The 21626-nt window shown below is 73.0% G+C and carries 18 protein-coding genes; 8 read left to right on the forward strand and 10 right to left on the reverse strand.

The window, feature by feature from the left end:
- Positions 1 to 516 precede the first annotated feature (516 nt).
- The 4 genes from IRQ30_RS11975 to IRQ30_RS11990 are packed head-to-tail and all read right to left on the reverse strand — an operon-like array spanning position 517 to position 6048.
- Entirely contained in the window at positions 517 to 3492 is a 2976-nt protein-coding gene (locus IRQ30_RS11975) for a bifunctional [glutamine synthetase] adenylyltransferase/[glutamine synthetase]-adenylyl-L-tyrosine phosphorylase (protein WP_193613189.1), read from the reverse strand.
- Positions 3489 to 4199, reverse strand: a complete 711-nt coding sequence (locus tag IRQ30_RS11980; protein WP_193613080.1) for a type 1 glutamine amidotransferase — start codon at positions 4197 to 4199, stop codon at positions 3489 to 3491. The genes IRQ30_RS11975 and IRQ30_RS11980 overlap by 4 nt, the downstream gene beginning before the upstream one ends.
- Before the next feature lie 14 nt (positions 4200 to 4213).
- Positions 4214 to 5554: a type I glutamate--ammonia ligase gene (gene glnA, locus IRQ30_RS11985; RefSeq protein ID WP_193609843.1), complete on the reverse strand. Its 1341-nt coding sequence runs from the start codon at positions 5552 to 5554 to the stop codon at positions 4214 to 4216.
- Positions 5555 to 5595: 41 nt separating this feature from the next.
- Entirely contained in the window at positions 5596 to 6048 is a 453-nt protein-coding gene (locus IRQ30_RS11990; protein ID WP_193609844.1) for a hypothetical protein, read from the reverse strand.
- Positions 6049 to 6149: 101 nt separating this feature from the next.
- On the opposite strand from IRQ30_RS11990, the gene IRQ30_RS11995 reads away from it, so the two are divergent.
- Entirely contained in the window at positions 6150 to 6842 is a 693-nt protein-coding gene (locus IRQ30_RS11995; protein WP_193613081.1) for a response regulator, read from the forward strand.
- Between the two features lies 1 nt (position 6843).
- Positions 6844 to 8160, forward strand: a complete 1317-nt coding sequence (locus IRQ30_RS12000) for an ATP-binding protein (RefSeq protein ID WP_193613082.1) — start codon at positions 6844 to 6846, stop codon at positions 8158 to 8160.
- A 10-nt stretch (positions 8161 to 8170) separates the two neighbouring features.
- Here the strand turns inward: IRQ30_RS12000 and IRQ30_RS12005 are convergent, their stop codons facing one another.
- From IRQ30_RS12005 to IRQ30_RS12015, 3 genes are all read right to left on the reverse strand, one after another.
- Complete coding sequence (locus IRQ30_RS12005; RefSeq protein WP_193613083.1) at positions 8171 to 8554, reverse strand: hypothetical protein; 384 nt, start codon at positions 8552 to 8554, stop codon at positions 8171 to 8173.
- Positions 8555 to 8601: 47 nt separating this feature from the next.
- Complete coding sequence (locus IRQ30_RS12010; protein ID WP_193613084.1) at positions 8602 to 8976, reverse strand: hypothetical protein; 375 nt, start codon at positions 8974 to 8976, stop codon at positions 8602 to 8604.
- 97 nt (positions 8977 to 9073) lie between these two features.
- Complete coding sequence (locus IRQ30_RS12015; RefSeq protein WP_193613085.1) at positions 9074 to 11113, reverse strand: NAD(+) synthase; 2040 nt, start codon at positions 11111 to 11113, stop codon at positions 9074 to 9076.
- Between the two features lie 866 nt (positions 11114 to 11979).
- Here IRQ30_RS12015 and IRQ30_RS12020 point away from each other — a divergent pair.
- Positions 11980 to 13254 carry an HNH endonuclease signature motif containing protein gene (locus tag IRQ30_RS12020; RefSeq protein WP_193613086.1) on the forward strand — a complete coding sequence of 425 codons (1275 nt, stop codon included), beginning with the start codon at positions 11980 to 11982 and terminating at the stop codon, positions 13252 to 13254.
- Positions 13255 to 13311: 57 nt separating this feature from the next.
- Here the strand turns inward: IRQ30_RS12020 and IRQ30_RS12025 are convergent, their stop codons facing one another.
- Complete coding sequence (locus IRQ30_RS12025; RefSeq protein WP_193613087.1) at positions 13312 to 13890, reverse strand: GrpB family protein; 579 nt, start codon at positions 13888 to 13890, stop codon at positions 13312 to 13314.
- Between the two features lie 98 nt (positions 13891 to 13988).
- On the opposite strand from IRQ30_RS12025, the gene IRQ30_RS12030 reads away from it, so the two are divergent.
- The 3 genes from IRQ30_RS12030 to IRQ30_RS12040 all read left to right on the forward strand — a co-directional run bounded on the left by IRQ30_RS12030 (position 13989) and on the right by IRQ30_RS12040 (position 16645).
- Positions 13989 to 14456 (forward strand): VOC family protein, encoded by a 468-nt coding sequence (locus IRQ30_RS12030; RefSeq protein ID WP_193613088.1) that lies wholly within the window; start codon positions 13989 to 13991, stop codon positions 14454 to 14456.
- A 100-nt stretch (positions 14457 to 14556) separates the two neighbouring features.
- Positions 14557 to 15429, forward strand: coding sequence for a 3-methyl-2-oxobutanoate hydroxymethyltransferase (panB, locus tag IRQ30_RS12035; protein WP_193613089.1), 873 nt, complete (start codon positions 14557 to 14559; stop codon positions 15427 to 15429).
- 19 nt (positions 15430 to 15448) lie between these two features.
- The gene (locus IRQ30_RS12040; protein ID WP_193613090.1) at positions 15449 to 16645 is read left to right on the forward strand and encodes a PQQ-dependent sugar dehydrogenase; all 1197 of its coding nucleotides are present in this window, start codon (positions 15449 to 15451) and stop codon (positions 16643 to 16645) included.
- 13 nt (positions 16646 to 16658) lie between these two features.
- Here IRQ30_RS12040 and IRQ30_RS12045 read toward each other — a convergent pair whose 3' ends face one another.
- Both IRQ30_RS12045 and IRQ30_RS12050 read right to left on the reverse strand, forming a co-directional pair.
- A complete protein-coding gene (locus IRQ30_RS12045) occupies positions 16659 to 16874 on the reverse strand; it encodes a hypothetical protein (protein ID WP_193613091.1) in 216 nt (71 codons plus the stop codon).
- Between the two features lie 80 nt (positions 16875 to 16954).
- On the reverse strand, positions 16955 to 17140 hold the full coding sequence (locus IRQ30_RS12050) for a hypothetical protein (RefSeq protein WP_193613092.1): 186 nt from the start codon (positions 17138 to 17140) through the stop codon (positions 16955 to 16957).
- 211 nt (positions 17141 to 17351) lie between these two features.
- Here IRQ30_RS12050 and IRQ30_RS12055 point away from each other — a divergent pair, with 211 nt between their 5' ends.
- Both IRQ30_RS12055 and IRQ30_RS12060 read left to right on the forward strand, forming a co-directional pair.
- A complete protein-coding gene (locus IRQ30_RS12055) occupies positions 17352 to 18011 on the forward strand; it encodes a hypothetical protein (RefSeq protein WP_193613093.1) in 660 nt (219 codons plus the stop codon).
- Between the two features lie 48 nt (positions 18012 to 18059).
- The gene (locus tag IRQ30_RS12060) at positions 18060 to 21626 is read left to right on the forward strand and encodes a PKD domain-containing protein (RefSeq protein WP_193613094.1); all 3567 of its coding nucleotides are present in this window, start codon (positions 18060 to 18062) and stop codon (positions 21624 to 21626) included.

Raw genomic sequence — 21626 nt, forward strand, 5'->3', positions numbered from 1 at the left:
GCGACGAGGACGACGGAGGCGAGGATCTTGGTGGAGCTGGCCTTGAGGGCGGTCTTCTTCATGGGGGGCTTCTCTCTGGTCCGGGTGGTGGCCGTGGTGGCCGTCGTGCTGATGACCAGAACTCTGCCGCCCTCAGATCAAGCCGCCCCCAGGCAAAGCCGCACGTTTCCTCAAGCAACCATCAAGGCTTGCGAGCGGCCCCGTGACCACCGTCACCCGGGAGGTTTGACGAGCCACCCAACGGGCACCGTGAGGAAGCACGCGCGCCACCGCTCGGCCTCGTCTCGGACGTTCCACAGCCAGCCCGCAATCCCGGGGGCGGACTGCCACTCGCAGGCCTGGAGCGGGGCGCGCGTCGCGGCGTACCGGACGCATCAGCGCAGGTGAGAGGCCCCTAGAGGGGCCGCGACGGGGCCGGAAGCCGAACGAGCCAGGACGCGACCCCTGGGGGGCAGTCGGTCGCGTCCCGGCTCTTCATGGATTCTCTCACAAACTCGGACGGATGGCGTGTTCGGCTCAGCCCCAGAACACGCGCTCGACCACGCCCCGGGCCCGCCGCATCCGTCGCAGGTAGTCGTTGACCATCTCGTCGGTGGCGCCGGGCGGGTAGCCCAGGACGCTCGCCACGGCCGCGCGCTGGCGCGCGTCGCGCGGCAGCTCGTCGGCCGCCTGCCCCCGCACCAGCGTCACCGCGTTGCGCACCCGGCTGACGGTGCGCCAGCCGAGGGCGAGGACCTCGGCGTCGTCCTCGGAGATGAGCCCGGCCTCGGCGGCGCCCGCGAGGGCCCCCAGGGTCTGCGGGGTGCGCAGCCCCGGGACGCGTCCGGCGTGCTGCATCTGGAGCAGCTGCACCGTCCACTCGATGTCCGCGAGGCCGCCGCGCCCGAGCTTGAGGTGCAGCTGCGGGTCGGCGCCGCGCGGCAGGCGCTCCTTGTCGACGCGCGCCTTGATCCGTCGCACCTCGACGACGTCGTCGTCGGAGAGCCCGTCCTCGGGGAAGCGCAGCGGGTCGATGAGCTCGACGAAGCGGCGCCGGACGTCCTCGTCGCCCACCACGGCGTCGGCCCGCAGCAGCGCCTGGGCCTCCCACACCTTCGACCACTTCGCGTAGTAGGCGGCGTAGGAGTCGAGGGTGCGCACGAGCGCCCCCTGCTTGCCCTCGGGGCGCAGGTCGGCGTCCACCTGGAGCGGCGGGTCCCCGCCGGGCAGCGCGAGCAGGCGCCGGATCTCGTTGGCGACGGCCTGCGCGTACGACGTCGCCTGCTGCAGGTCGGCGCCCTCCACGGGCTCGTGCACGAAGAGCACGTCGGCGTCGCTGGAGTAGGAGAGCTCGAAGCCGCCGTAGCGCCCCATCGCGATGATCGCGATCCGGGTCGGCGTCTCCTCCAGGGAGCGCTGCTCGCGCACGGTCCGCGCGGCGACGTGCAGCGTGGCCTGGAGCGTGGCGTCGGTCAGGCGCGAGAGCCCCTGCCCGACGTCGGCCACGTCGGTGAGGCCGAGCGCGTCCCCGGCGGCGATCCGGTAGAGCTCGCGGCGGCGTACGGCGCGGATGCCGCGCACGGCCTTCTCGAGGTCGTCGTGCCGTCCGGCGGCCGCGAGCATCTCCTGCGCGACGGGCTCGGCGGACAGCGGCGTGAGGTCCTCGCCCAGCATCTGCACGCCGAGCGGCTCGCGCTCCAGCAGGCTGGTGACGTAGCGCGACGACGAGAGCAGGTGGGCCAGCCGCTCCGCGACCTGGCCCTCGTCGCGCAGGGTCTTGAGGTACCACGGCGTGCGGCCGAGGGTCTCGCTGATGCGGCGGAAGCCGAACAGGCCGGCGTCGGGGTCCGGTCCCTCCGCGAACCAGTCCAGCATCGCCGGCAGGATCGCGCGCTGGATGGTCGCCGTGCGCGAGACGCCGCTGGTGAGGGCCTCGAGGTGGCGCAGCGCGGCCTGCGGGTCGGCGTAGCCCAGCGCCGCGAGCCGCGCGCCGGCCGCCTCCGAGGACAGCCGCGCCTCGGACCCGGGGATGCTCGCCACCGCGGTCAACAGCGGGCGGTAGAAGAGCTTCTCGTGCAGGCGCCGCACCTCGCGCCGGTGGTGCTGCCAGGCGCGGTCGAGCGCCACGACCGGCTCCTTGAGGAACCGCATGCTGCGCCCCAGGCGGCGCAACGACGGCTCGTCGGAGGGGACCACGTGGATGCGACGCAGCTGGAAGAGCTGGATGCGGTGCTCGAGGGTCCGCAGGAACGAGTAGGCCTCGTGCAGCGCCTCGCCGTCCTCGCGGCCGACGTAGCCGCGGGCGGTGAGCTGGGCGAGCGCGCTGAGCGTCGTGGCCGGCCGGATCGCCTCGTCCATGCGCCCGTGCACGAGCTGCAGCAGCTGGACCGCGAACTCCACGTCGCGCAGCCCGCCGGAGCCGAGCTTGAGCTGGCGGTCGGCCTCGCGCGCCGGGATGTGCTCGATGACGCGGCGGCGCATCGCCTGGGCGTCACTGACGAAGCCGTCGCGCTCGGCGGCGCTCCAGACCATCGGCGCCACCATCTCGACGTACTCGCGCCCCAGCGCGAGGTCGCCCGCCACCGGGCGGGCCTTGAGCAGTGCCTGGAACTCCCAGGTCTTGGCCCACCGCTCGTAGTAGCCGCGGTGGCTCGCCAGGGTGCGCACCAGCGGGCCGGCCTTGCCCTCGGGTCGCAGGGCGGCGTCGACCGGCCAGATCGTGCCCTCACCCGTGTGGTCGGAGCAGACCCGGATCATCTGGCTGGCCAGCTGGGTCGCGGCGCGCAGGGCGGGCTGCTCGGCGGCGCCCTCCACGGGCTCGTAGACGAAGATCACGTCGACGTCGGAGACGTAGTTGAGCTCGTGGCCGCCGAGCTTGCCCATCGCGATGACCGCGAGGCGGGCCAGCGCCGCCGGCTCCCCCACCCGCTGGCGCGCGATCGCGAGACCGGCCTCGAGGGTGCCGGCCGCCAGGTCGGACAGCTCGGCCGCGGCGTCGTCGATACCGACGTCGTGCGAGAGGTCGCGCGAGGCCAGGCGCAGCAGCACCCGGCGGTACTCCACGCGCAGGGCGTCGACCGCCTCGGCGTCGGGCAGCGTGGCCGTCGGGTGATCGTCGTGCGGGTCGGCGCCCACCGCCTCCAGCAGACCCGCGCGCACGGCGAACGCCGCCGGTCGGGTCGAGCCCAGCGTCGGGTCGGTCAGCTCGCGCCAGTGCTCGGGATGGCGCACCAGGTGGTCGGCCAGGGCCGTGCTCGCGCCCAGGACGGACAGCAGCCTCATGGCCGTGCCCTCGTCGTCGACCAGCTCGTCGAGCAACTCGGCCGGCTCCGCCACGACCTCGCGCAGCCGGACCAGCTCGTGCAGCGCGATGTCGGGGTCGGCGGTGCGTCCGATCATGGCGAGCAGCGGGTCGGCGGCCCCGCCGAGCTCCTGCAGGTGGCTCAGCGCGGTGTCGGTGTCGGCGAACCCCAGGCGCAGCAGGCTGCCCTTCGTGGTCGCGGCGCGGATCACCGGGTGCCCGCCACGATCTCGGCGAAGGCCGTCGCCAGAGGTCGCCACGACGCGCTCAGCTCCTCGGCGGCGTCCTCGACGGAGGCGAGCAGCGCCTCGTGGTCGACGCCCCGCAGGACGTGGGCCTCCCGGTCGTCGTCGGCCCAGGGGCGCAGCGTGGCGGCGTCGACCTCGGGGTGCAGCTGCACGCCCCACATCCGCGGGGCGAAGCGCGCCGCCTGGAGCTCGCCGGCCGGCGCCTCGGCCAGCACGACCGCGCCGTCGGGCAGCTCGGTGACGACGTCGTCGTTCCAGTGCACGCCGCGGCGCCACGAGGCCACGGACGACGTCAGCGGGTCCGCCGCGGCCGCGGGCGTCCAGCCCACCTCCAGCAGCCCGAGCTGCTGCCCGCGCGGGTTGCGCCCGACGCGCCCGCCCAGGGCGGAGGCCACGAGCTGGTGACCGAGGCAGATGCCGAGCGTGGGGAGGCTGGTGTCACGCGCCTCGCGCAACCGGTCCTTGAGCGGGCCGAACCACGCCACCGAGTCGTCCTCGGCCGACTGCGGCCCGCCGAGCACCAGCAGCCCGTCGTACGCCGCCGGGTCGGGCAGCCCTTCGCCGGCGTAGGGACGCGCGACGTGCAGGGTGCACCCGGCGTCGCGCAGCCAGTCGCCGACGAGCGCCGGAGGGCACTCGTCCTCGTGCTGCACGACCAGGACCGACGTCATGGCGGGCCCGACGGTCAGATCACCGGGAGCATCTGGTCGCGCTCGAACGTCGAGACCTGGCCGCGGTACTCGTCCCACTCGGCGCGCTTGTTCTTGAGGAAGAAGTCGAAGACCTGCTCCCCCAGCGTCTCGGCCAGCAGCTCGGAGTCCTCGGCGATCGCGATCGCGCTCTGCAGGCTCGTGGGCAGCGGCTCGATGCCCAGGCTGGTGCGCTCGCGCTCGGTGAGCTGCCAGACGTCGTCCTCGGCCTCGCGGGGCAGCTCGTAGCCGTTCTCGATGCCCTTCATGCCGGCGGCGAGCACCACGGCGTAGGCGAGGTAGGGGTTGCAGGCGGCGTCGAGCGTGCGCAGCTCGACGCGCGTCGACTGGCCCTTCAGCGGCTTGTACATCGGCACCCGGACCATGGCCGAGCGGTTGTTGTGGCCCCAGCAGATGTAGGAGGGCGCCTCGCTGCCGAACATCATCCGCTTGTAGCTGTTGACCCACTGGTTGGTCACGACGCTGATCTCGCGGGCGTGGGTGAGGATGCCGGCGATGAACTGGCGCCCGGTGCGGGACAGCTGGTACTCCGCGCCCGCCTCGTAGAAGGCGTTCTCGTCGCCCTCGAAGAGCGAGACGTGGGTGTGCATGCCGGAGCCGGGGTGGGTCGTGAACGGCTTGGGCATGAACGTCGCCCAGACGCCCTGGCTCAGCGCGACCTCACGGATGACGGTGCGGAACGTCATCACGTTGTCGGCGGTGGTGAGCGCGTCGGCGTAGCGCAGGTCGATCTCCTGCTGGCCCGGGCCGTGCTCGTGGTGGCTGAACTCCACCGAGATGCCCATCGACTCCAGCATCGAGATCGCCTCGCGGCGGAAGTCGGCGCCGCGCGACTGGGCGGTGTGGTCGAAGTAGCCGCTGCGGTCGACCGGCACCGGCTCGGCCCCCGGCTCGGGGCTGTCCTTGAAGAGGTAGAACTCGATCTCGGGGTGCGTGTAGAAGGTGAACCCCTTGTCGGCCGCCTTGCTGAGCGTGCGCTTCAGCACGTTGCGCGGATCGGCGTACGACGGGGCGCCGTCGGGCATCACGATGTCGCAGAACATGCGGGCCGTCGACGGGCCGTCGCCCTCGCGCCACGGCAGGATCTGGAACGTCGAGGGGTCGGGCTTGGCGAGCATGTCGGACTCGTAGACGCGCGCGAAGCCCTCGATGGCGGAGCCGTCGAAGCCGATGCCCTCGTCGAAGGCGCCCTCGAGCTCGGCCGGGGCGACCGCCACCGACTTCAGCGAGCCCAGCACGTCGGTGAACCACAGCCGCACGAAGCGGACGTCACGCTCCTCGAGAGCGCGGAGTACGAAGTCCTCTTGCTTGCCCATGCGCCCAGCGTAGGGGCAGCACGCCCCCGCCCTGCACCAGGTCAGTCGTCCTCGGGGAGGGTGTTGCGCTCGACCTCGCCGATCGCGGGACGGCCGCGGTTGCAGAAGACCTCGATCTCGACCGACTCGGCCTGGCGCGCCAGCACCGCGTCGACGTCGTCGTCGGGGCCGCTGTCGTAGCTGACGGTGCGCCAGCCGGTGGCCGGCTCCACGCTCACGCCGTAGGCGACGGCGTCACGGCACTCGACGACGAAGCTGCCGAAGTCGTCCTGGAAGGTCTTGCGCACCGCGGTCGCGTCCGCGGCGGGGGTGAGCTGCCCCTCGCTGTCGACCTGGGCGTCGCGGGCCGCCTCGGTGACCACCGGGCCGCGGTCGCGGATGCTCGCCCCCAGCGACGAGACGGCCAGCACGCCGACCGCCACGGCCAGCACGGCCGCGACCAGCCACCCGGCGGCGTACCCCCAGGCGCGCGAGGTCCTGCGCTCGTCGCTCATGGCCCCATCGTGCCCGCCCCGGTGCTGCGAGGTCACCAAGCCACGGTTAAGGGAGTGCTAAGGCGGCGGGGACCGGCACGGCACTGGGCTAGGTTCGACGCGTGGCGCAGGTGCTGATCATCGAGGACGACGCGCGCATCCGGCCGCTGCTGATGCGCGCGCTCGACGAGCGCGGGTACGCCGTCTCGTCGGCCGCCACCGGGATGCTGGGGCTGTCGATGGCCGTCGAGAACCGGCCCGACCTGGTCATCCTCGACCTCGGGCTGCCCGACGTGGACGGCACCCAGGTGCTCTCGATGCTGCGCGCCGTGAGCGACGTGCCGGTCATCGTGGCCAGCGCCCGCGACGACGACCCGTCGCTGGTGAGCTGCCTCGACGCCGGCGCCGACGACTACGTGGTCAAGCCCTACACGACCGCCCAGCTCGAGGCCCGGATCCGTGCGGTCATGCGACGGGTGGGGTCCGGGGCGCGCACCCCACGCACCAACCTGGTCGTCGGCGAGCTCGAGATCGACGTCGCGGCCCGGCGCACCGCGCTGGACGGGCGCGAGCTCGACCTGAGCCCGCGCGAGTTCGACCTGCTGCGCCACCTCGCGGAGCGCGCGGGCGAGGTCGTCACCAAGCGGGAGCTCCTCACCGACGTGTGGCACCAGGCGTGGGGCGGCTCCGACAAGACCGTCGACGTGCACCTGTCGTGGCTGCGCCGCAAGCTGGGCGAGTCGGCCTCGGAGCCGCGCTACCTGCACACCGTGCGTGGCGTCGGCGTCCGCCTGACCGCCCCCGACGAGACCTGACGTGCGGCGCAGCCTGATCCTCACGGTCGCCGCCGCCGTCACGATGGTGCTGCTGGCGATGCTCGTGCCGATGGCGGTGCTCCTGCGCGACTACGCGCTCGAGGACCGGCTGTCGCGGGCCGCGCTGGAGGTGCAGGCGACCGAGTCGGTCGTCTCCGGGCAGGACCGCGGTGCCGTGTCGCTCTACCTCGAGAGCATCAACGAGGACCCCGACACCCGGACGACCGTGCTCTACCCGCCCGACGAGGTGCACCCCGACGGCCAGGACGTGGGCCCCGACCCCGGCCAGGACTCCCGCGTCATCCAGGCACGGGCCACCGGCCAGGCGCGGGTCGACGACGTCGACGGCGGCGCCGAGTTCCTCGTTCCGGTCTCGCTCAGCGGGAGCTCGGCCGCGCCCGAGCGGACCCCGGTCATCCGGGTGGTGGTGGCGCAGCCGGGGCTGCAGTCGACCGTCGCCCGCAGCTGGCTGGTGCTGCTGGCGCTCGGCATCGTGCTGCTCGCCGGCGCCCTGCTCCTGGCCGACCGCCTGGGGCGCTCGTTCGTCGTGCCGATCCGCGGGCTGGCGACCTACGCGCAGCAGCTCGGCGACCGCCGCCGACCGGCACCCCTGGTGACCGAAGGCCCCCCGGAGGTCCGCGAGCTCGCCCAGGCCATGACCCGGCTGGTCGAGCGCATCGAGGTCCTGCTGGAGCGCGAGCGTGCGGGCGTCGCGGACCTCTCCCACCGGCTGCGCACCCCGATCACGGCGCTGCGGCTGCGCGTCGACGGGGTGGACGACGCCGAGGCGCGCGCCCGCCTGGGCGCCGACCTCGACGAGCTGGAGCAGATGGTCGACCACGTGGTGCGCGAGGCCCGGCGCTCGGAGCGCGAGGGGCTGGTCCCCGAGTGCGACGCGGTCGCCGTGCTGCGCGAGCGGGCCGGCTTCTGGCAGCCGCTGGCGGAGGACCAGGACCGAGAGCTCACCGTCGAGATCACCGCCGACTCCCCCACCCCGGTGCGCGCCTCCGAGGAGGATCTCTCGGCGGTGGCCGACGTGCTGCTCGACAACGTCTTCTCCCACACCCCGGACGGCGCACCGGTGCGGGTCGCCGTCGCGGCCCGTCCTGGTGGCGGCGTCGTCCTCACCGTCGAGGACGGCGGGCCCGGGCTGCCCGGCGACCTGGACGTCGCCGGTCGCGGCACGTCCGGTGCGGGCTCGACCGGGCTGGGGCTCGCCATCGTCGACAAGACCGCCACCGAGTCCGGTGGCGGTCTGTCGCTGTCGCGGTCGTCGTACGGCGGGGCGCGCGTCGTGGTCGAGCTCGGCGCTCCCTAGCGGCCGACGGTCAGCCGACGGTGATGGTGCGGGCGCACGTCGCCGTGCCGTTGACGCGCTTGGCCACGAGGCGGAACGAGTCCTTGCCTGCGGTGTCGCGACGGAAGCGCTCGACGTCGAGGTCGCCCTCGCGGTCGGCGGTGCGGACCTTCGAGTAGAACGTCCTGCCGTCGTGCTTGAGCACGACCCTCCAGCGCGACCCGGGCGCCACGCGGTCGAGGTCGGCGTTGACCTCCCACCCGGCGCCCTCGCGGTCGACGGAGAGCTCGTAGCGGCCGCCGCCGCAGGCGCCGCTGCGCTCGACGTCGGCGCTGGCGGGGGCGGCCACGAGGGTGACGGCGGGGACGGCGAGCAGGGCGCTGCCGGCGATCAGGGCGGTGGTGCGCTTCAGCATGGGGACTCCTGGAGGTGGGGGTGGACGTGGGTGCGTGGCGGGGTGGGTCAGCGGGTGAGGGTGGCGGTGCAGGGCTCGCCCTCGGCCGGGGTGGCCGTGACGGTGAAGGTGTCGGAGCCGCTCTCCTTGGCGACGACGTCGAGGTCGAGCTCGGCGTCCTCGTCGGTGCGGCGCTCCCCCTCGAGCAGCGTGCTGTCGCCCTGCTCCACGACGACGCTCCAGGTCTCGTCGGGCGCGCCCGACTGGAGCTCGTAGGCGACCTCGAGGCCCTCGTCGTCCTTCTCGACGCTGAGCTCGTACGACGTCGCGCCGCACGTGCCGCGCTCGACGGTCTCGTCGTCGCCGCGGGTCAGCGCCCAGGCGCCGCCCCCGATGAGCACCAGCACGATCGCGGCGAGCACGATCAGGACTGTCCTCTTCATGATGTCTCCTCTGTCGGTTCCTTGATGACAGGAGGAGACTCGCAAGCACGCCGCTAACGGCGAACCATGTCGCTGCTAAGACCAGGCAAAGGCCGGCCTATGTCGGGATGTTGGCCTCGATCTCGGCCAGCCAGGCGTCGGGCTTGGCGTCCGACGGCATCCGCCAGTCGCCGCGCGGCGACATCGTCCCGCCGGCGCTGACCTTGGGACCGTTGGGCAGCGCGGACCGCTTGAACTGGCTGAGGAAGAAGCGCTTGGTGAAGACCACGAGCCACGACCTGATCGTCGCGAGGTCGTACTCCACCCGGCGCTCGTCGGGGAAGCCCGGCGGCCACTCCCCTTCGCCCGCATCGCGCCACGCGTGCCACGCGAGGAACGCGATCTTGCTGGGCCGCTGGCCGTGGCGGACGGTGTGGAAGAGCGTGAAGTCCTGCAGCGCGTAGGGGCCGACGGTGTCCTCGGTGGCCTGCGGCTTGGTGCCCTCGACGGTGGGGACCAGCTCGGGGGTGATCTCCTGCTCGAGGATGCCGCGGAGCAGCTCGTTGGTCTCCTCGTCGAACTGGTCGGAGTCGGCGACCCAGCGGATCAGGTGCTGGACGAGGGTCTTGGGCACGCCGGCGTTGACGTTGTAGTGCGACATCTGGTCGCCCACGCCGTAGGTGCACCAGCCCAGCGCGAGCTCGGAGAGGTCGCCGGTGCCGACCACGATCCCGCGGCGGTGGTTGGCGATGCGGAACAGGTAGTCGTAGCGCAGCCCGGCCTGGACGTTCTCGAACGTCACGTCGTAGACCGGCTCGCCGTCGGCGAACGGGTGGTCGATGTCGGCCAGCATCTGCGTGGCGGCGGGGCGGATGTCGAGCTCCTCGAACGTCACGCCGAGGCTCTGCGCCAGCCGGGTGGCGTACGACTTGCTCGTGTCGCCGGTCGCGAAGCCCGGCATCGTGATCGCCTGGATGTCGCTGCGCGGGCGGCCGAGGCGGTCCATGGCGCGCGCGATGACGATGAGCGCGTGGGTGGAGTCGAGACCGCCGCTGACGCCGATGACCGGCTTGGTGTCACCGATGGCCTGGATGCGCTGCTCGAGGCCCGAGACCTGGATGCTGTAGGCCTCGTAGCAGTCCTGCGCGAGGCGGGACGGGTCGTCGGGCACGAACGGGAACCGGTCGACCTTGCGGCGCAACCCGAGGTCGCCCGTCGGCGGCTTCAGCTCGAAGGGGATCCGGCGGAACTCCCGGACCCGGTCGTCGTAGGTGCGCCGGTTGTCGTCGACCGTGCCCTGCCGCATCCGCTCCTGGCGGATGCGGTCGAGGTCGACGTCAGCGACCGAGCGCCGCGCCTCGTCGGGGAAGCGCTCGCTCTCCGCCAGCAGGTCGCCGCACTCGTAGACCATCGTCTGGCCGTCCCACGACAGGTCGGTCGTCGACTCGCCCTGGCCGGCGGCGGCGTAGAGGTAGGCCGCCGAGCAGCGGGCGCTCTGGCTGCGCACCAGCAGGCGGCGGTCCTCGGCGCGGGCCACCGTGATCGGGCTGCCCGAGAGGTTGAGCAGCACCGTGGCCCCCGCGAGCGCGGCCTCGGAGCTCGGGGGGATGGGGACCCAGAAGTCCTCGCAGATCTCGACGTGCACCTCGAGCCCGCGCACGTCGGTCGCGGTGAAGATCAGGTCGGGCCCGAACGGCACCGTCTCGCCGTTCAGGACGATCGTGCTGCCGCGGGTGTCGTCGCCCGGCGCGAACCACCGGCGCTCGTAGAACTCCCGGTACGTCGGCAGGTAGCTCTTGGGCGCCACGCCCAGCACCCGCCCACGGTGGATGACGACCGCGCAGTTCATCACCCGCGTGCCGTGCACCAGCGGCGCCCCGACCACGATCACCGGCAGCAGCTCGGTGGAGGCCTCGACGATCGTGGCCACGGCCGTCTCCACCGCCTCCAGCAGCGTGCTCTGCAGGAACAGGTCGTCGATGGAGTACCCCGACAGCCCCAGCTCCGGGAACAGCGCCACCGCCACCCCGTCCTCGTGGCACAGCCGCGCCTGCTCCAGCACCCGCTCCGCATTGACCGCCGGATCCACGATCGCCACCGGCAGCGTGCACGCCGCCACGCGGGCGAACCCGTGTGCGTACGCCGAGTAGAAGTCCACGCCGCGAGTCTAGGCACCCCCCTCCCCGACACCCGCGACGGTGGAGCTGCGAGCGCAGCGAGCCTCGAAACCACCACCGGTGGTCGAGCAGCGACGAGCCCCAGCGAGGAGCGCCCGTCGAGACCCCCGCACCTCTGTCCGCCTGCTCGGGGAACGGTTCCTCGGCTTGCGGCGCCACCGTGGTCGCCGCTCTCGCAGCTACCGGGACGGGGTGGGCGACGGTCGCGCGCCGTCGCCGGGCCGCCGGTCCGCCGGTCCGCCGGGGCGGCCGGGCGTCGGGTGGGTTGGTTTCGAGACGGTTGCTAGCGCAACCTCCTCAACCAACGGGGCCGACCTCGGTGGTTGAGGTGCGAGCGCAGCGAGCCTCGAAACCACCCTCGGTGGTCGAGCAGCGACGAGCGCCAGCGAGGAGCGCCCGTCGAGACCCCGGCACCTCTGTCGCCTGCTCGGGGAACGGCTCCTCGGCTTGCGGCGCCACCGTGGTCGCCGCTCTCGCAGCTACCGGGACGGGGTAGGCGACGGTCGCGCGCCGTCGCCGGCCGCCGGGCCGCCGGCCGTCGGGTGGGTTGGTTTCGAGACGGTTGCTAGCGCAACCTCCTCAACCAACGGGGCCGACCCCGGTGGTTGAGGTGCGAGCGCAGCGAGCCTCGAAACCACCCAGCCGTCGGGTGGGTTGGTTTCGAGACGGTTGCTAGCGCAACCTCCTCAACCAACGGGGCCGACCACGGTGGTTGAGGTGCGAGCGCAGCGAGCCTCGAAACCACCCTCGGAAAAGATCGAGATATTCTCGACAGCCCTTGTGGATAAGGCCTCCTGGGCCCTCGTTCAGGGCTTCGACTGTCGGTGGCGAGTGCTTGAGTGGAGCCATGACCAGCTCCGCCGCCGACCTCCTCGAGGTCATGCGCCACGAGACCCACGCCGCTGCCGCGGCCGAGGTCCGACGCCTGCGCGCGGTCATCGACTGGTCCACCCTGCACACCACCGACGAGGAGGCCGACGCCGCGTTCGGCGACCACGGCATCCCGCTGGCCGGCCCGGGCGCGCCCTGGGTGAGCGAGTTCGCCGTGATGGAGCTCGGAGCCGCGCTGGGCATGTCCACCGACTCCGCCAAGCGCTACGTCGGCGCCGCTCTCGAGGTCCGCTTCCGACTGCCCCGGCTCTGGGGCGCCGTCGACAGCGGACGGCTGCCGTTCTGGAAGGCCCGGTGGATCGCCGAACACACCATGAGCCTGTCGCAGGCCGCCGCGTCGTTCGTCGACGAGCGCATCGGCGCCTACGCCCACCGCATCTCCTACGCCGAGATCGAGCGCCAGATCAACGCCGCCGTCGAGCGCTTCGACCCCGAGAACGCCGAGAAGCGCCGCCGCGAAGAGGCCGACGGGCGCCACTTCACCGTCCACAAGGCCGACGTCACGATCGCCGGCAGCGTCGAGGTCACCGGCACCCTGGACGCCCGCGACGCCCACGACCTCGACCTGGCCGTGGGGCAGCGCGCGGAGGACCTCAAGACCGCCGGGTCGACGGAGTCCCTCGACGTGCGCCGCGCCCAGGCCGTCGGGGACCTGGCCCGCGGCTACGACCCCCTGCCCTTCGACAACACCTCGGAGGGCGAGGACCACACCGCACCGCGCCCCAGGACGAAGCGCACCGTCGAGCTGGTCGTCCACCTCCACGCAGACACGGTCTTCGGCAACCCCGCCGCCAACGTCGGACGCTGCGAGACCACCCGGACCCCGATCAACGCCGAGACCATCCGCCAGTGGTGCGGCAACCCCGACACGATCGTGCGCGTCCGCCCGGTCCTCGACCTCGCCGACCACGTCCACGTCGCCGCCTACGAGCACCCCGACCGCCTGGTCGAGCAGGACGAGTTCGTCGACCTCACCTGCGTCTTCCCCTATTGCACCCGTCCAGCCCCACGCTGCGACAAGGACCACGCGATCGCCTACGACGACGGCGGCCCCACCTGCTCCTGCAACAGCGCACCCCTGTGCCGAGGACATCACCGGCTCAAGACCCACGGCGCCTGGAGCTACGACGTCCTCGACCGCGGCACCTACCTGTGGCACTCACCCCACGGCCACCGCTACCGCCGCGACCACACCGGCACCGAAGCCCTCGCGTCCCGCCGACGACCCTGACCGCTCCACACCCCGCCGGACCACCACCGGCGGGGCATCTGCACGCCCAGCCACCCGTCAACGTGTCGGCACGGACCAGCCCACGTCGGCGGCCCACCGCTCCGCGGCGTCCATGACGAGGTCGCAGACGGGGTCCTTGACGTCGTAGTAGGCGTCCGCATCGTCAGGGTGGAGGCGGGCGAGGGCGGTCTTGACCTGGGCATAGGCGTCCGCGGCCGGGTCCGAGTGGCGCAGGTAGTCGCGGAAGAGGAGGGCGTAGCGCTGGTTGGCACGGCCCTCGGCGCGGACGTGGAGGTGCGTGGGCCGCCACGAGGGCGGCGCCCGGAAGTAGCGCTTCTCCCACTCCTCGGGGCCGCCGGTGCTGCCGGGCGGGACGTGGTCCGTCGCGATGTCGGTGGGCGAGGCGCCGAGACCCTCGAAGCCGGCCACCACCCGAGGGTCGTCCAGGTCGGCGACGCTGACCTGGACGTCGATGACGTCCTTCGCCGCGAGTCCCGGGACCGACGTGGAGCCGATGTGGTCGACCCGGAGGGCGGCCTCGCCCAGCGCGGCACGCAGCCGCTGCTCGACCGCGGCGAACTCGGCCGGCCACCGCTCGTCGTACGGGCGGATCACGATGCGCGGTGACGGAGGCATCCCCGGAGTGTGCCCCGACGGCCGCACGACCCGCCAACGATGAGTCCACGCCTCAGCGGCGGTCTCATCCGCAACGCACCCGTCCCGAGGGAGAACCCATGACCAGCATCTCGCCCTGCCTGTGGTTCGACGACAACCTCGAGGAGGCGGCGACGTTCTACACGCGGATCTTCCCGCGCTCCTCGGTACGCCACCTGGCCCGGCTGCCCAGCGGGGACGCGATGGCGGCCGAGTTCGACCTCGACGGGCTGACCTTCCGTGGCATCAACGGCGGTCCGGTGCACGCGCACTTCACGGAGGCGGTGTCGTTCAGCGTGACCTGCAAGGACCAGTCGGAGGTCGACTACTACTGGGACTCGCTCGTCGACGGCGGCGAGGAGTCGATGTGCGGCTGGCTCAAGGACCGCTTCGGGCTGTCGTGGCAGATCGTGCCGCAGCGGCTGTACGAGCTGCTGTCGGACCCGACCCCCGCCCGCGCCCAGGCCGCGTCGGAGTCGCTGCTCCGGATGCAGCGGATCGTCGTGGGCGAGCTCGAGGCTGCGGCGGACGCCGCCGGGCGGGCGTGACCGGCGACACAGCGCCTCGAGCGACCATCCGGGGCTAGCCTGGACAGCGGTCCGTGGACTCCATCAGGGAGCTGCGAGATGACGCGAACGGAGCTCGACGATGAGCACTCCCACCCCGGAGGAAGCCGCGCCCTACGGCAGCGGTCCGACCAAGTCCGCCGCGCAGGCGCCGACCGCGATCAAGCGGGTCCGCACCCATCACCTGCGCGAGCTCAAGGAGCGGGGTGAGCGGTTCTCGATGCTCACCGCCTACGAGCAGCACGCCGCGCAGACGTTCGACGAGGCCGGCATCGAGGTGCTCCTGGTCGGCGACTCCGCCAGCAACAACGTCTACGGCAACGAGACCTCGCTGCCCGTGACGGTCGACGAGCTGATCCCGCTGACCCGGGCGGTCAGCCGGTCCGTTCAGCGGGCCCTGGTGGTGGGCGACCTGCCCTTCGGGTCCTACCAGGCCTCCCCCGAGCAGGCCTACCTGACCGCCGTCCGCTTCATGAAGGAGGGCGGCGCCCACGCGATCAAGCTCGAGGGCGGCGTCGAGATGGCCCCGCAGATCGAGAGGCTGACCCGCGGCGGCATCCCGGTGATGGCCCACATCGGCTTCACGCCCCAGTCCGAGCACACGCTCGGCGGCTACCGCGTCCAGGGACGCGGCGACACGGCCAGCCGGGTGCTCGCCGACGCGCTCGCCGTCCAGGAGGCCGGTGCCTTCGCCGTCGTGATGGAGATGGTGCCCGGCGACGTCGCCGCCCAGGTGACGAAGGAGCTGGCGATCCCGACCATCGGGATCGGCGCCGGCCCCGAGTGCGACGGACAGGTGCTGGTCTGGCAGGACGCGTTCGGGCTGCGCACCGGCCGGATGGCGCGCTTCGTCAAGCAGTACGCCGACCTGCACGGCGTCCTGCTCGAGGCCGCCCGCGCGTTCGACGCCGACGTCAAGGGCGGCACGTTCCCCGGTCCCGACCACACCTTCTGATCACCGGCTACCGTGTGGCATGCGCATCGTCACACTCGGAGTCATGCTCAGCCTGGTCCTCGCGGCACCTGCCGGTGCCGCCTCCGCCGCCGAGGCCGGCCCCACCGGCGCGTCGGCACGCGCCGGTGATGTCATCACGCTGGCCGAGTCTCAGCGGCGCGTCGTCCCCCGCCTGGTCGTGACCAAGCGGGTCGCCGGCCTCAGCAAGCCCTGGGACGTCAAGTCCCTGCCGGGTGGCCGTCTTCTGATCACCGAGCGCGACACCGCCCGTCTCATCGTCGCCGGCAAGCGCGGCGGCAAGCGCGTCGTGAGGTTCCCCTCGCGACGGGTGTGGAGGTCAGGCGAGACCGGCCTGATGTCGCTCGAGGTCGACCCGCGGTTCAAGAGCAACCGCCGCTTCTACACCTGCTCCGGCGGCTTCCTGGCCGGCGGCGGTCACGACGTCCGGGTCAACGTGTGGCGCCTGAACAAGAAGATGACGCGGGCCGCCTACGTGCGCAAGCTCATCGGCGGACTCCCCACCACGAGCGGCCGTCACGGCGGCTGCCGCCTGCTCATCACCAAGGACGGCTCGATGCTCGTCGGCACCGGCGACGCCGCCGTCGGCACCAACCCGCGCAACCTCGACTCGCTCGGCGGCAAGACCCTGCGCCTGAACCGCGTCACCGGTCGCCCCTGGCCCACCAACAAGTACGCCGGCTCCGACCGCCCCCGGCGCTTCGTCCACACCTTCGGCCACCGCAACGTCCAGGGCCTCGCCCAGCGCCGCGACGGCAGCCTCTGGTCGGCCGAGCACGGCTCCTCGCGCGACGACGAGATCAACAGGCTGGTCAACGGCGGCGACTACGGCTGGAACCCGGTCCCCGGCTACGACGAGTCGGTCCCGATGACCGACCAGAGCCTGCCGGGCCGGCAGATCGCGGCGAAGTGGCGCTCCGGCGACCCCACGATCGCCACCTCGGGCGCCGCGTTCGTCCAGGGCCGCCGGTGGGGCGCCCTCAACGGCGCGCTCGCCGTGGCGGCCCTCAAGGCCTCGCGGATGCTCTTCCTCACCTTTGACTCCCGCGGCGACCTCGTCCGCAAGCGGGTGCCGGCGGCGCTCAAGCGCTACGGGCGCCTGCGCTCGGTCACCGTCGCACCCAACGGCGACCTGCTGGTCACCACCGACGGCGACGACCGCACCGGTCTCGTGCTGCGGGTCCGCCCGGCCCGCTAGGCCGCTAGGCCTGCTAGGCCGTCCACCCGAGGAAAGCGCCACCGGCGTTGAGGGCGGCGAACCAGAACGCGACGCTGAACAGCGCCACCCACGGCAGCCGATGCGGGTGGGGCGTCCACCACGCGAAGCACAGCAGCAGCAGCCCCAGCCAGACCAGCAGCAGCACGCCGACGCCCCAGGGCGGCGCGAGCAGGCCGCTGGCGGCGTAGAGGAAGAACGACGCTGCCATCAGGCCCATCCCCACGAACGGCCACGGGGACACCGTGCGCGGCGCGGTGACACGCCGACGGCGCGAGAGCACCCGGGTCGTCAGTCCTCGAGCTTCTCGTCGTTCCAGTCCGGGTCGTGGTCCCACTCCTCGGTGCGCTCGGCCGCCTTCTCCAGCGCGCGGGAGGCGTCGGCCTCGGTGTCGTAGGGGCCGAGGCGGTCCTTGTTGGGACAGCCGTCCTCGCCCTCGACGCGGCTGTGCTTGATGCAGTACCAGTACTGGCTCATGCGGCCGAAACTACACGCGCTCGTCATCGCGACCGGCCGCCACCACCGCGACGTCGAGCCGCTCCGCGGGACCTAGTGCGGCTCGTCCACGGTCCGGCCCTCCCCAATTGAGGGGATAGCCGAGGCCAACTGGTGCGGTGGAGCCGGGCCGCGGCGTGCCCTGGGGTGCGCGACCGCGCCGTGCGGTCGATCACCTCGGAGGGCCAGCCCGATGCGCACCATCCCCAGCCCCGCGCCACGTCGTACGTCGGTCCTGCTCGGCGTCGTCCTGACCGCCCTCGTGACCCTGGTCGCCGGGGTCGTCTGGGCACTGTCGCCGGGCTCGAACGCCGACCCGGACCGTGCACGCGCCGCGGCACCGTCGACCACCGGCGCCGCCCAGCCGGCCGCACCCGCGACGCCGACCCGCTCCGCGTCCCCGGGGACCTCGGGCTCCCCCGGCTCGCTGCAGCCCGCGCCGTACGAGGAGGTCACGCCGCGGCCGGCGGTGCCGCTGTCGGCGACCGCCGACTTCGGCACCGGGCTCACCCTGCGGATCGTCGAGGTGGAGGCGGTGCGCAGCGAGGCCAGGAGCCCCGGTGAGGTCTCCGCCCCGGCGGTGCGGCTCACGATGCGCGCACGCAACGCCTCCGACCGGCCGATCGCCGTCGACGGGCTGGCGGTCACCCTCGAGCACGGCGCCGCCCGCACCCCGGCTGTCGGGGTCACCGAACCCGGCGGGGCGCCGTTCACCGGCGTCCTGGAGCCGGGCGCGACGGCCCGCGGCGTCTACGTGTTCAACGTGCCGCCGGGCGAGCGCGACCTGGTCCGGGTCACCACGAGCTACACCGGCGCAGCGCCGACCCTCGTCCTCGCCGGCTCCCTGGCGTGACGACCGAACCATGCACCAGCACCGAGACCGCGATCGAAGGATGAGCCGATGAGACTGACAGCACGGCGTGGCACGACGAGCGACGACCGCCGCGGGTCGAGAAGGGGGACGCGCGTCCTGGCGGTGACCGCCGCCGGAGTGCTGGGCGCCGCCTGCCTCGGCGGCCTCGGTGGTCCCGCGAGTGCGGACTGGTCGCCCCAGGACCCGGACGACCCGGCGACCCCGCCCACCGTCACCGCCGACGCCCTGCCCACGGTGCAGATCGACGGGGTCGTCTGGTCCCAGGCCATGCACGGGGACACCGTCTACGCAGGTGGCGACTTCGAGAACGCCCGCCCAGCAGGCACGGGCGTCGCGGCGAACGTCCCTCGCGCCCACCTGGTCGCCTACGACGTGACCACCGGCGTGATGACGGACTTCGCCCCCGAGTTCAACCAGCAGGTCCGGACGGTCGCCGTCAGCGGCGACCGGCTGTACGTCGGCGGCGAGTTCACGACGGTCGACGGCGAGCCACGCAGCCGGCTGGCGGCGTTCGACCTCACCACCGGTGAGGTCGTCGAGGGCTTCGACCCGCAGGTCAACGGCGCCGTCCAGGCACTCACGGTGACCGACAACGCGGTCTACGTCGGCGGTGCGTTCGGCGGCGTGGGGAACCAGGACCGGGGCAACCTCGCGGCGTTCGACCTCGACGGGGACCTGCTCGCGTGGGCACCCACGGTCGGCGGCGGGGCCGTCACCGCGATCACGGCGAATCCCGACGGCACCTCGATCGCCGTGGGCGGCACGTTCCTCGTCGTCAACGGCGACCCCGGGCAGGACGCGGACCCGACCGCGGCCGAGCCCGGTGACGGCCTGGCGCTGCTCAGCGCGACGACGGGGGCGGCCCTGCCGCTGCCCGCCGGCCTCCACCTCTACAACGGCAACGGGCAGGGCGACGCCGACGGCGGCATCACCGCGCTGGCGGCAGACGACGACGCCTTCTACGGCGCCGGCTACACCTACTCCTCCATCGACGCCGGCACCATCGAGGGCGTCTTCGCCGTGAGCTGGGACGACGGCTCCATCAAGTGGGTCGCGGACTGCCACGGGGACAGCTACTCGGTGCACCCCCAGGGCGACCTCGTCTACGCCGCCAACCACTCCCACTACTGCGAGAACATCGGTGGCGTCGCCCAGGGACCCGGTGGCGTCGGCGACTACCCGTACTACCGCGCCGTCGCCTTCGGCAAGCAGGCCACGGGCACCGTGACCTGGGAGCCGGACACCCGGCGCTACTACAACTTCGAGGGCCAGCCGAGCCCCTCGATGCAGACCTGGTTCCCCTCGATCAACGTCGGCACCTTCACCGGCCAGAGCCAAGGATCCTGGAGCGTCACCGGCAACGAGGACTACGTCGTCATGGGCGGCGAGTTCACCCGGGTCAACGGGCAGGACCAGCAGGGCCTGGTCCGCTTCGCGCGTGCCGACCTCGCCCCGAAGCAGCAGGGCCCGACGCTCTTCAACGCCGCCTACCCGCTCCAGGTGGCGTCGACCGAGCCGAGGAAGGTCCGGATCAGCTGGCGCTCCAACCAGGACCTCGACAACGACTACCTGGAGTACCGGCTGTCCCGCCGGCTCCCCGGGGCCACGGCCGCGACCCTCGTGCACTCCCGGCGGATGCGCGCGAGCTTCTGGAACCCCCTGGGGATGACCTTCACCGACAGCGGGGTGGCGCCCGGCACCTACGAGTACCGGCTGCAGGCCCGCGATCCCGGCGGGCTGACCGCCAACTCGCCCTGGACCTCCGTCACGGTGAGCGCCGCGGGGGCAGACAGCGCCTACCTGGACGCCGTGCACGGTGACGAGCCCACGCACTGGTGGCGGTTCGGGGAGCCGGCGGGCTCCACCGACCCGGCTGCCGACTCGGTCGGCTTCAGCCCGCTCGCCGTGGGCAGCGGAGTGGCGCGCGGCGCGTCCGGTGCGGTGCCCTCCGACCCGACGAACCGCGGTGCCACCTTCACCGGCGCCGGTGCCGCCAGCGTGGCCACCTCGTCGGTCCAGGACAGCCCGCCCGACCTGATGACCGTCGAGGCGTGGTTCCGCACGACGTCGACGACGGGCGGTCGCATCGTCGGCCGCGACACGGCGGCCGCCCGCGGCGCCAAGGTGGACCGGCTGCTGTACCTCGACGCCCCCGGCCACGTGGTCTTCGGCGTCAAGCCGAACGCCACCCTGGCCACCGTGGCCAGCCCGGCGACGTACAACGACGGCCGGTGGCACCACGTCGCCGGAGTCCTGTCCCCCGCCGGCATGAAGCTGTACGTCGACGGCCAGCTCGCCGGCGCGCAGCCCGACGTGACCGTGGGCGAGCACCTGGCGCTCGGCTACTGGCGGATCGGGGGCGGCAGCGCCGTCACCGGCCTGCCCGGCGCCCTGGCCGGCAGCATCGACGAGGTGGCGGTCTACAAGCGGGCCCTCACGCCGGCCGAGCTCGCCCAGCACGTGGCCGCCGCGGGCCACGGGGCCACGCCGCCGAACGTGCCGCCCACCGCGTCGTTCACGCACTCGCCCACTGCCCTGGCCACGACGTTCCGGTCCACCTCGACGGACTCCGACGGCACCATCGCGTCCTTCCTCTGGCAGTTCGGCGACGGCACGACGTCCTCCGAGGCGACCCCGACGCACACCTACGCCGACGCCGGCACGTACGAGGTCGCGCTCACCGTGATCGACGACGACGGGGCGCAGCACACGACCACGGGCGCGGTCACCGTCACGGACCCGACCAACACGGCACCGACGGCGGCCTTCACGCTCCTGGCGCCGCTCGAGGCGGGGCTCCGGCCGCGGTTCGACGCCGGTGCGTCGGCCGACCCGGACGGGACCGTCACGGGCTGGACGTGGGACTTCGGCAACGGCCGGACCAGCACCCAGGCCGCGGGGCGCGGCGACTACCGGACGTCCGGGCCCGGCACCTATCTGGTGAGACTGACGGTGACCGACAACGACGGCGCCACGCACCAGGTGGCCCGCAACGTAACGGTCTCGGAGGCGGGGATGCCCGTGCTCGGCGACCCGGTGGTGAACCAGCCTCCTGCCGCCGGCTTCCAGGTCGGTCTCCGCGGCCTGACGCTGGACGTCCGGTCGACGTCGACCGATCCGGACGGCGTGATCAGCAGCGTGCAGTGGAGCTTCGGCGACGGACAGACGGCCACCGGCGCCCAAGCGCGACACGTGTACGCCAAGGCGGGCCGGTACCAGGTGACGATGACCGTCACGGACGACCAGGGAGCGAGCCGGAGCACCTCCCAGGTGGTCACGGTGCGGCAGGTGGCGACCAGGACGTCGCTCACCGCCGCAGCGCGGCAGGTCCGCAAGGGCCGCCCGCTGCGGCTGGCCGTCGCGGTGCGGCCCACCGTCGCCGTACCGATCACCGGCACCGTCCAGGTCGTCGACAGGGGCCGCGTGCTCCGCACCGTCCGCCTGCGCGGCACCCCGGCCGGCGCGAGGACGATGCGCCTCGCCCTGCGCGGCCTGTCCGTGGGCAAGCACCGGCTGCGGGTCGTCTACTCGGGCTCGCCCAGTGTCAGCGGCTCACGCTCCGGCGTGGTCGTCGTCCGGGTGGTGCGCCGCTGA

Origin of the sequence: Nocardioides lijunqiniae (assembly GCF_015024225.1) — a bacterium.
GTDB lineage: Bacteria > Actinomycetota > Actinomycetes > Propionibacteriales > Nocardioidaceae > Nocardioides > Nocardioides lijunqiniae.